The following is a 9,368-nucleotide window of genomic DNA, read 5'->3' as shown; positions in this document are numbered from 1 at the left end:
TACCACCCGAAAAGCCGAATTGGACGCAGACAATAAAATCACTCTGACCACCAAAACCGATATTGAACTCAGCAACGCCAAACGAAAAAGCCTTGGTATAGGGACAACCCAAGAAGACATTAAGCAAATTCGAGAAACATGGGCAGACTTAGCCAATAAAGCATTGGAACGTGCAGGCTACCGAGAAAAAATAGACCACCGCAGCTATGCCGATCAGAACAACGGACTGCAAGCCACGATTCATGAAGGGACTTCGGTCACTCAATTACGCAGAAAAGGCATCGGCACCGAAATCAGCCGTTATAACGACAAGGTAAAACAGCACAACGCCCAATACCTGAATCAAAAAGAACAGCACAAAGAAACCACGCTACAGCGTGGCTTTAACCGTGTTGAGCAAGGCTTTGACCAATGGCAAAAAGACCAAGAAGCCAAACGCCTAGAGCTAGAACGCCAAGCGGAAAAACAGCGAGAAATGAAACGAGCCGAGCAAAAGGCATCACCTAATTTGAATAAAGGCGGATGGTCACGATGAGCAACCAAAACGATGATTTAGACGACCAGTTATATATTTTATTGGCTTCCATGAAGGAATACAGGGAAGCCATAGCAGACGATAAGAAGCGATTAGAGACATTTTACACCCAAGTAGCTAGTGGGGTACTAGATAAGGCTGAAAAGTCACTACAGGAGACAAATAAACAAGCTATAGGGGCATTAAAGAGCCGTATTGAGGAGTTAGATAAAGCAACTAGCCGTCTTAACTATCAATTTATTGCCGTGTTTGCCAGCGCCTTTGTAGCGTTGGTAATGGTGCTGTTCTTGGCGTTATTTTTATTTGTCCCAAGTATGGATGAAATCCAGCAGCGCAGATCGGAAGTAAACAACCTGAAAAAATACAGTTTAGATCTATCAAAATGTGATGGGAAAACATGCGTTAAAGTGATGACAAAACAATGTGGCTATGGGAAAAATGGCGATTATTGTGTGATTGACCCTAAATAATTGCCGCTGGTACTTTGCTCTGCTCCTCCCAAACCTATCAGATATTTAGTGTCGCAAAGTTGCCCGACTTTGAAATATGGCTAAAGCCATATTTCAAAGCATCGAGCTAAATTTTGGTTTCTTATGTCATATCTATTTGCAATGGGAAAAGGCATGCTAAAACATTAAAAGAAGGAATAAATAATGAGAAAGCATTTGATTTTCCTATTTTTTATAATGATGCTTTTTATTTTAGCTATAGTTATTAAGATCGAAAATGATCAGAAAAAAGAGCAACAGTTAAGTAAATTGAAGCTAATTGAAAAGAAAATTAATTAAGTAAAAACTGAGTTATACTTTTTTGATAACGATAATAACTAAGCCCAGAAAGCGCCTAATCTCAGCACTGCACCTGCTGGGATTTTTTTTCTTATGCTTAATTACTTACTTTCCGATATAGATTATGAATGTATGTATTTTACCAATAGGTAAAGTGCAAGGATATAAGATAAAAGAAAGGATGCTTTAAGAAAGCAGTCTAAAAATTACTAATTTTATATAATAATTTTTTTTATTATATATACTTAACTATTTATATCTTAAGACGAATTACCAATGACCGCTATACGATTATTATATGTAAGTAAGTTCAGGTCTAAAATTTATTCTAAGAGTGAACTTTATGAAATTTTAACCGAAGCATTAAAGTTTAATGGAGCAAATCAGATCTATGGGGCTCTTTACTATGGAAATGATTACTTTGTTCAATGTTTAGAGGGGCAAGAAGATAAAGTAAAGCATCTTTTTCATGACAAAATCTTAAAAGATCCGCGTCATGAAAATTGTGAAGTTCTTTATCTTGAGAAGATCAGTACATATCTCTTTTCTAATTGGTATATGAAATATGCCAATATTGATCAGGATATAGTTAAGTTTTTCTCTAAAAATCATAATGATATTTTTAATCCATACTTATTAAATAGCTCTACAATCCCACCTCTTATAGAGTTATTAAGTCAGCATGCAGATAATTTTTCTATATTAAAAAGTAAAGCTTTAATTACTTCGAATCCAATTTGGATTAAAAAATTAGCATAATAGACCTTATACGAAATACAACTGTTTTTCCCTTCAAGATCATTATATTAGAGATTGCTGCCTTGAATCATAGAGCAACAGGGCGGCAACTCCTCTATTTATCATGTTCCAAGTTTGATATTTGATCGTTGTTCCACGGTACTGATTAAATATTTTAATAAAAAACTCATTCTAGTAAGAGCCGAGCAAGTGCCTACGAGCGATCACCTGGTATCAAAATTCATGCGTTTTTCTCTCTGATTACAAAGTCTGTTTTTTAAAGCAAAAAAAGGAAGGGATAACCCTTCCTTTTTTCTATTTAACTGGCTTGTCGATATTCAAACCTTCTTAAAAAATCTTGAATTGCCTGTTCTTTCAACAATTCACTAATTAATAAAGATGGTATGAAGTACACTTTTACTCGCACACGTTTTTTCAGTTTTGAATCTTCAGATAAATAGTGATCTTCAATATTCCATCCATCACTACGTAATTCGCTAATACGACACGCAGAGTAACTAGAATCAATAGACGACCACATATCTTTGTTTTTAACAGGCACCCTATTTAATAAGCGGTGCAAGATATGTGCTTTATGTGTATCTACTGCCGGTAAAACTGGAATCATGATGATTCCTCCATTGTAAAAAATGGAGGTTAATCAGCCTTATCTGTTCGCTAACTTGAACAAATTGTTTATCAATGATAGAATCGTTTATGCATTTTAAACGTAAATCATTAATTCTTATGGCTTTTTTAACCTCCTTTGGTTTGATTTGTTAGCTATTTGATATTAAAGATTTCAAAAAAGGTACTTGTTGACGCAAGTGCCTTTTTTTTGCTTTATTTTCAAACAGTTCAAACTCTAACATAGGAATACATAAAAATATAGTCCCTATGCTCACAGTTTCGCGTATTTCGAACGTTTACATGTAAACATATGGTTGTATACCTATTTTCTTTTAATCGGCCGTAAACAGCCTTACACGAAGAATTAGAATTAATTATAAAAAATTATTTTCAATTGTATTAAATAAAAAATCCTTTTTTATCTTTTTAATAAGCTTTTAAAAGCTTTTAGACCCCCTTCAAACCCTTTATTCATAAGGCTTTCAAACTTTAAAAAACTACAAATGGAGGATATTAAGCTACAAATGGAGGACTAAATCAGTTTTTAAAACTACAAATGGAGGAATTTAAAACTACAAATGGAGGACATTAAGCTACATTATTTTTATTGTAGTTTTGTTAAAAAGCTACAAAAATAATAGCTAAAAAAACAGCAGCTTGGTATTTTGCAAATTACATTGCTCAGTATGTAGTTTTCAAATGGAAGATAAAAAAACCTATCCACCTTCATGGGTGGTCATACAAAATAATATTCAAGAATGCTTTAAAAGCATGTCTATCGATGAAAAGCGTTTATTGGTTTTAGCAAGTCCTATCGCTAGAGTTACCAACGCTACCGAAAAAGACCCCATTACTATTACTGCTGAAAACTTTGCTAAAGAGTGCAATATAAAAACCCACTCTGCATATAAGTCGATGGAGGAAGCTAGTAAGCATATGCTGCGTAGGTACTTTACCTATACAGATGAAAAGGGGAAAAAAGTTTCTTGTTCTTGGGTAATCCGAGCAAAATACGACAATGGAGCAATATCAATTTGCTTTCCTGAGGAAGTTCTTTTAATGCTAAAAGAATTTGATAAGCTCAACCCTTACACCAAATATAAAAAAGAAGTGGTACTCAGACTTAAAAAAGATTATTCCTTTGACCTGTATCATCTTGCCAAGAAATATCAGGGTCTAGGTAAATTTGAATTAAGTTTAGATCGTATAAAAACAGAGTTAGGATTGCCTAAGTCTTATGATCGAATGTCTAATTTAAAAACCCGTGTTTTAGAGCCTTCTTTAGAAGAAATTAACTCTCAAACAGATTTAAATCTAACTTATGAAAATATAAAAGAGGGTAGAACTGTTGTGGGGTTTAGATTCAAAGTTAAAGAAAAATTTGAAAAGCCAAAAATCAACTCAAGTCGAGATATGAATACCGTCGATATGTTTTTCAAAATGACTGATGGGCAAATTAATATGTTTGGAAATCAGCTTGCCAAATTACCGGGCCTATCACATTTAGCTGTTGGTAATGAGAGTTATGAGGCTTTAGCTAGTCGAATTAAAGACATGCTGATAGACCCTGAAAAACAAAAAGAGTTTATTCCACATTTAAGAAGTTTAGGTTTTAAAGGTTAAATAATTTTCTGTCTCGATCTTCTATTAAATACTCGTTGAGTTCAGCGAGTATTTTTTCTCTATTGGCTTCATTGTCATTCATTTTTTTAATCAAATAAGAACCGAGCAAAATTTTGCGTCGAGTATCGTCCTTTCTCTCCTGCTCTTTTTGCTTTGATTTTTCTCTAGCTTCGATAGCTTGTTTATGAGCCTTTAACTGTTTCAGCTTCTCTAACTGGGCTTCAATTTTCTTTTCGAGATTTTCAGCAGATTTTGTCATGATTCAGATTTCGGGATATAGAAAACCACTCAAGCATAAGGCCCTATGAATTGAAATTCAAGCGGGCTATATGCTATCGTGTTTTTCATGAAATGCGCACTTACGACTTGGATTTCATCCAAGTCAAAGTTTGCGTAAGGGGATACCCCTTAACCCCAAAAAATTGCTACGCAATTTTTTAAAAGCAAAAGCACCCCAAGGCGACTGCATGGCAATTTATCATTGTTCCACTAAAACGGTGAACCGAAGTTCGGGGCGAACTGCGGTTGCATCATCTGCATATCGTGCAGGGGAAAAACTAGAAGATGAACGCACAGGACTGACCCATGACTTTACGAGAAAAGACGGTGTAGCCCATTCTGAAATTCTGTCTAATTTAGATATTGAAATTGACCGTGGTGAACTTTGGAACTTGGCAGAAAAAACCGAGAACCGCAAAGATGCCCGAACCGCTAGAGAATGGGTGATTGCCCTACCCGATGAATTAGACGCTGATCAACGTAAGGACTTAGCAAAAGACTTTGCCAGGTCCTTAGTTGATCGCTATGAGGTAATCGCAGATTTAGCCATCCATAAACCGAGTAAAGGCGGAAATGATAAAAACCATCACGCCCATATCATGCTCACAACCCGAAAAGCCGAATTAAATGCAGACAATAAAATCACTCTGACCACCAAAACCGATATTGAACTCAGTAACGCCAAACGAAAAAGCCTTGGTATGGGGACAACCCAAGACGAAATTAAACAGATTCGGGAAACGTGGGCAAATTTAGCCAATCACGCATTAGAACGAGCAGGCTTTCAGGAAAAAATAGACCACCGCAGCTATGCCGATCAGAATAACGGACTACAAGCCACCATCCATGAAGGCACTAAAGTCACCCAATTACGCAGACAAGGCATAGACACTGAAATCAGCCGTTTTAATGACAATGTGAAACAGCAGAACGCCCAACAGCTTGACCAACAGAAACAGCAGAAAGAGAGCGTTTTACAGCGTGGTTTAAACCGTGTCGATCAAGGTTTTGATCAATGGCAGAAGAACCAAGAAACCAAACGTCTAGAACTGGAACGCCAAGCGGAAATGAAACGACAGCAAGAATTAGATAAACAACGAGCCGAGCAAGCACTCCGCAAGGCATATCAAAAACTAAGTAGAGGCGGAATGTCATTATGAGTAATCAAAATGATTTAGATGACCAGTTATATATTTTATTGGCATCCATGAAGGAATATCGAGAAGCCATAGCAGACGATAAGAAGCGATTAGAGCAGTTTTACAACCAAGTCGCTAGTGGAGTGCTAGACAAGGCTGAAAAATCGCTAGAAAACACAAATAAGAAGCATACAGGTGCATTAAACAACAGTATTCAGGCATTAAACGAAGCTACAAACAGGCTCAACTTAAAACTTATCTTTATTTTTGCCAGCACGTTTGTTGCTGTGATGATGGTGTTCATTTTGGCTATCTTTTTATACATACCAAGCAAAGACGAAATTGATGAACGTAGAGCAGATATGGCTGTACTAAAAAAATATCCGCTACAAATTCGAGAAAGTGATGGTGAAACATTGGTGAGAATAATGAGGAAAAATTGCTACTCGTTTGAACCGAGTAGTGTCAAAGAAAAAACGTATGACTGGTGTCAGATCGACCCTAAAAAATACTAGTTGATCGGTACTTTGCTTGGTTTTTCTCATTACAAATCAAATTACAGCAAGCGCAAAGTTGCCCGACTTTGAAACATGGCTTTAGCCATCTTTCAAAGCATCGAGCTGAAATTTCGCATAAGAGATTTTATGTTAAATAAGATGGAACTTAGACAAAATTTTATTAATAGTTATGCATTCTGCACAGTTAGTTTTAGACCTAAAGCATTTACTACACGATTAATCGTATCAAAACGAGGTGCTGAATCTTGACGGAGTGCTTTGTAAAGTGCTTCACGTCCAATTCCTGCTTCTTTAGCGATTTGAGTCATACCACGAGCTTTAGCAATTACACCAAGTGCATGAGCTAGTTCAGCAGGGTCATTCTCTTCAAGAACCATATTAAGATACATTACAATATCTTCTTCACTCTTAAGTGCTTCTGCCATGTCAAAGCTAGGTAGATCAGCTATTTTAACCATTTTTCAATCCTCTAAAGATTTTGATAAATCAACAGCTCGTTCTATATCCTTTTGCTGTGTAGATTTATCACCACCTCCAAGCATCACAATGATTACATCACCATGTTTGATGTAATACATGCGCCAACCTGGTCCGAAGAACTCTCGCATTTCCCAAACACCTTCTTGAAGATGCTTTACATCGCCCCAATTACCACGCTGAACCTTATCTAATCTTCGATTCAGTTTAAGACGGGTCATACTGTCTTTAATGCTATCTAGCCATTCATCAAATTCAGGGAGACGTTTAATCTCGGTCATGAAAGTTCCTCTTTATTGTATTCGATCGAATACACAACATTATAATGAATATATTTTATGAGTAAATGAAATAATAAGAATATATTTTATCAATTGATTATTTAATAACCTATGTTCTTGGCAAAAGGTATCAAACCTGCTCATAAAAAAGCCGACTTGTTTCTAAGTCGGCTTTTTACTGTTTTTGAAGTCAGTCAAAATTTTATAACTATATGAAAAACAATAATATTTTAAATTGCGTTTCGTATAAGCTCTATTATGTTAAATAATTAAGGATAAAAGCTTTATTACTAAATAGAACAGTTGCTTAAAGCAGTATAGAGTTAAGTTTGCATTTTAATATCAAGTTGTCTTTCAGCACCGATAATCACCATACGAATCCCATTTTCAAAAATGTCATCCGCATTCATATTTTGTAAGGTATTCACTCCTTGGAGCATGAGTGGATATATAGTTGGATCGGCTTCGAATGGTGGGTCTGATCTTATTTCTTCTTGCTGCTCCTCAAGGACCCACCCAACAATAAACCTTCCTAATGTCATAAGTAATGCAACTGCTTCAACAGGAGAAAACCCAGCATGAGATAACAGCGCAACTTGGGCCTCAATCGTGTTGAAATGTCCTTGACTGGGGCTAGTTCTTGCATGTAGACGAGCACCATCACGGTAAGCTAGTAGTGCTCGACGAAAGCTTACAGAATTAGCGAGCAACCAATCTTGCCATGTCATCCCATCGATGGGTAAAGAAACTAAATGGTGTTCATTTATAATGGTTTCCGCCATTGCTTCCATTAACAAGGATTTATTCTTGAAATGCCAATATAGAGTTGGAGATTTAATACCCAATCGTTGAGCTAGCTTGCGTGTGGTTATTGAATCTATGCCTTCTTCATTCAACATATCCAATGCGGTACGCAGGACTATTTCACGTGTCAGACGTTGAGGTGCAATATCTTTTTTACTCATAAATCTATCACTGATAGGGAGTGTGTGAGAGAATATTAATTCTATCATTGCTAGAGAAGGCATTTGTGAAGAAATCATTGAGCGTGATTTTAATCACTATATTTCTGGATGCTGTTGGGATTGGTTTAATTATGCCGATCTTGCCTGAATTATTACGGTCATTGGCTGGAGCTGAAGCAGGCGGTGTTCACTATGGTGCTTTATTAGCTGTGTATGCTCTGATGCAGTTCATTTTTGCACCTATCCTTGGAGCGTTGAGTGACCGATTTGGACGTCGACCTGTATTAATTATTTCAATTGCTGGTGCAACGGCTGATTATCTCCTAATGGCTGCTGCTCCTTCTCTATTGTGGCTATATATTGGTCGTATTTTTGCGGGAATTACAGGTGCCAACATGGCTGTTGCAACAGCTTATGTTTCAGATATTACTCCAGCCCATGAGCGTGCAAAAAGGTTTGGTCTCCTTGGAGCTGTCTTTGGTATTGGGTTTATAGCGGGTCCGGTAATAGGTGGAGTTTTGGGTGAATGGAACTTACATGCACCGTTCTTTGCTGCTGCTTTTATGAATGGGATTAATTTAATAATGACAGCAGTCTTATTAAAAGAATCAAAACACAGCAATAAAATGACTGAGAAGGTTCAGGAGCAATCAATATTAAAGAAATTATCCTATTTGATCACTCAACCTAATATGGCTCCATTGCTTGGTATCTTTTTAATTATCACATTGGTTTCACAAGTCCCCGCAACTTTATGGGTTATCTATGGGCAGGATCGTTATGGCTGGAGTATATTTATTGCAGGTGTTTCCCTTGCTAGTTATGGAATATGCCATTCTATTGCACAGGCTTTTGCTATCGCCCCTATGGTAAAGAGGTTTGGAGAGAAAAATACGTTGTTATGTGGAATAGCTTGCGATGCAATTGGTTTACTTCTTTTATCTATTGCTGTTGAAGAATGGGTGCCTTTTGCGTTGTTACCATTGTTTGCCCTTGGTGGAGTAGCCGTTCCTGCTTTGCAAGCAATGATGTCCAGAGGTATTAGTGATGAAAGACAAGGTGAATTACAAGGGCTATTAAGCAGTTTTAATAGTCTGGGGGCTATAATTGGTCCTGTATTAGTTACTAGCCTCTATTTTATGACTCAGGCATCAGCTCCTGGAATGGTATGGGCATTAGCTGCAATACTTTATGTAATCACCCTACCCTTATTGCTTAAGTATCGCCTGAATAAATATTCTGGAGTTCCATAAAATATTTAATTTATTGGTTTAAAAACTAATGGATTCTATAGTTTATCTAAAATTAACATAATACACCTTATACGAAATACTGTTTTTTATTCGATATAAATCATAAACTTATACTAAGACGTTCCAGGGTTCAGCGCACTGG

Annotated in this window: 12 protein-coding genes; 7 read left to right on the top strand and 5 right to left on the bottom strand. The window is 36.6% G+C overall.

Features of this window, described 5'->3' with window-relative positions; genetic code table 11:
* The 3 genes from FTV43_RS13855 to FTV43_RS13845 all read left to right on the top strand — a co-directional run.
* A partial coding sequence (locus FTV43_RS13855; RefSeq protein WP_179995735.1) for a MobA/MobL family protein occupies positions 1-535 on the top strand: 535 nt, incomplete at its 5' end.
* A complete protein-coding gene (locus FTV43_RS13850) occupies positions 532-1,005 on the top strand; it encodes a hypothetical protein (protein WP_179995734.1) in 474 nt (157 codons plus the stop codon). The genes FTV43_RS13855 and FTV43_RS13850, both read left to right, overlap by 4 nt.
* A 594-nt stretch (positions 1,006-1,599) precedes the next feature.
* On the top strand, positions 1,600-2,082 hold the full coding sequence (locus FTV43_RS13845; RefSeq protein WP_179995733.1) for a BLUF domain-containing protein: 483 nt from the start codon (positions 1,600-1,602) through the stop codon (positions 2,080-2,082).
* Between the two features lie 298 nt (positions 2,083-2,380).
* Here FTV43_RS13845 and FTV43_RS13840 read toward each other — a convergent pair whose 3' ends face one another.
* The gene (locus FTV43_RS13840; RefSeq protein WP_179991713.1) at positions 2,381-2,689 is read right to left on the bottom strand and encodes a hypothetical protein; all 309 of its coding nucleotides are present in this window, start codon (positions 2,687-2,689) and stop codon (positions 2,381-2,383) included.
* 701 nt (positions 2,690-3,390) lie between these two features.
* On the opposite strand from FTV43_RS13840, the gene FTV43_RS13835 reads away from it, so the two are divergent.
* Positions 3,391-4,314: a RepB family plasmid replication initiator protein gene (locus FTV43_RS13835; RefSeq protein ID WP_179991712.1), complete on the top strand. Its 924-nt coding sequence runs from the start codon at positions 3,391-3,393 to the stop codon at positions 4,312-4,314.
* On the opposite strand, the gene FTV43_RS13830 is transcribed toward FTV43_RS13835, so the two are convergent.
* A complete protein-coding gene (locus tag FTV43_RS13830; protein ID WP_179991711.1) occupies positions 4,304-4,573 on the bottom strand; it encodes a mobilization protein in 270 nt (89 codons plus the stop codon). The genes FTV43_RS13835 and FTV43_RS13830 overlap by 11 nt on opposite strands.
* A gap of 208 nt (positions 4,574-4,781) precedes the next feature.
* On the opposite strand from FTV43_RS13830, the gene mobQ reads away from it, so the two are divergent.
* The gene (mobQ, locus tag FTV43_RS13825; RefSeq protein WP_179995732.1) at positions 4,782-5,753 is read left to right on the top strand and encodes a MobQ family relaxase; all 972 of its coding nucleotides are present in this window, start codon (positions 4,782-4,784) and stop codon (positions 5,751-5,753) included.
* The gene (locus FTV43_RS13820; protein ID WP_004856450.1) at positions 5,750-6,247 is read left to right on the top strand and encodes a hypothetical protein; all 498 of its coding nucleotides are present in this window, start codon (positions 5,750-5,752) and stop codon (positions 6,245-6,247) included. Before mobQ ends, FTV43_RS13820 begins: the two co-directional genes overlap by 4 nt.
* Before the next feature lie 170 nt (positions 6,248-6,417).
* On the opposite strand, the gene FTV43_RS13815 is transcribed toward FTV43_RS13820, so the two are convergent.
* From FTV43_RS13815 to FTV43_RS13805, 3 genes are all read right to left on the bottom strand, one after another.
* Positions 6,418-6,708: an addiction module antidote protein gene (locus tag FTV43_RS13815; RefSeq protein ID WP_004787581.1), complete on the bottom strand. Its 291-nt coding sequence runs from the start codon at positions 6,706-6,708 to the stop codon at positions 6,418-6,420.
* A gap of 3 nt (positions 6,709-6,711) precedes the next feature.
* Positions 6,712-7,008 carry a type II toxin-antitoxin system RelE/ParE family toxin gene (locus FTV43_RS13810; RefSeq protein ID WP_004787583.1) on the bottom strand — a complete coding sequence of 99 codons (297 nt, stop codon included), beginning with the start codon at positions 7,006-7,008 and terminating at the stop codon, positions 6,712-6,714.
* 323 nt (positions 7,009-7,331) lie between these two features.
* Positions 7,332-7,973 (bottom strand): TetR/AcrR family transcriptional regulator C-terminal domain-containing protein, encoded by a 642-nt coding sequence (locus tag FTV43_RS13805; RefSeq protein ID WP_004787586.1) that lies wholly within the window; start codon positions 7,971-7,973, stop codon positions 7,332-7,334.
* Positions 7,974-8,038: 65 nt separating this feature from the next.
* Here FTV43_RS13805 and tet(39) point away from each other — a divergent pair, with 65 nt between their 5' ends.
* A complete protein-coding gene (gene tet(39), locus FTV43_RS13800) occupies positions 8,039-9,226 on the top strand; it encodes a tetracycline efflux MFS transporter Tet(39) (RefSeq protein ID WP_004856455.1) in 1,188 nt (395 codons plus the stop codon).
* Positions 9,227-9,368 lie beyond the last annotated feature (142 nt).

Origin of the sequence: Acinetobacter sp. YH16053 (assembly GCF_013417035.1) — a bacterium.
GTDB lineage: Bacteria > Pseudomonadota > Gammaproteobacteria > Pseudomonadales > Moraxellaceae > Acinetobacter > Acinetobacter towneri.
Note: the sequence above shows the minus strand (reverse complement) of the source record. Positions and strands in the feature narration are given on the sequence as shown.

Coding starts and splice junctions, on each gene's coding strand:
- FTV43_RS13830 (WP_179991711.1), bottom strand. CDS start 4,573: ATGACAAAATCTGCTGAAAATCTCGAAAAGAAAATTGAAGCCCAGTTA.
- FTV43_RS13850 (WP_179995734.1), top strand. CDS start 532: ATGAGCAACCAAAACGATGATTTAGACGACCAGTTATATATTTTATTG.
- FTV43_RS13835 (WP_179991712.1), top strand. CDS start 3,391: ATGGAAGATAAAAAAACCTATCCACCTTCATGGGTGGTCATACAAAAT.
- FTV43_RS13845 (WP_179995733.1), top strand. CDS start 1,600: ATGACCGCTATACGATTATTATATGTAAGTAAGTTCAGGTCTAAAATT.
- FTV43_RS13805 (WP_004787586.1), bottom strand. CDS start 7,973: ATGAGTAAAAAAGATATTGCACCTCAACGTCTGACACGTGAAATAGTC.
- FTV43_RS13815 (WP_004787581.1), bottom strand. CDS start 6,708: ATGGTTAAAATAGCTGATCTACCTAGCTTTGACATGGCAGAAGCACTT.
- mobQ (WP_179995732.1), top strand. CDS start 4,782: ATGGCAATTTATCATTGTTCCACTAAAACGGTGAACCGAAGTTCGGGG.
- FTV43_RS13840 (WP_179991713.1), bottom strand. CDS start 2,689: ATGATTCCAGTTTTACCGGCAGTAGATACACATAAAGCACATATCTTG.
- FTV43_RS13810 (WP_004787583.1), bottom strand. CDS start 7,008: ATGACCGAGATTAAACGTCTCCCTGAATTTGATGAATGGCTAGATAGC.
- FTV43_RS13820 (WP_004856450.1), top strand. CDS start 5,750: ATGAGTAATCAAAATGATTTAGATGACCAGTTATATATTTTATTGGCA.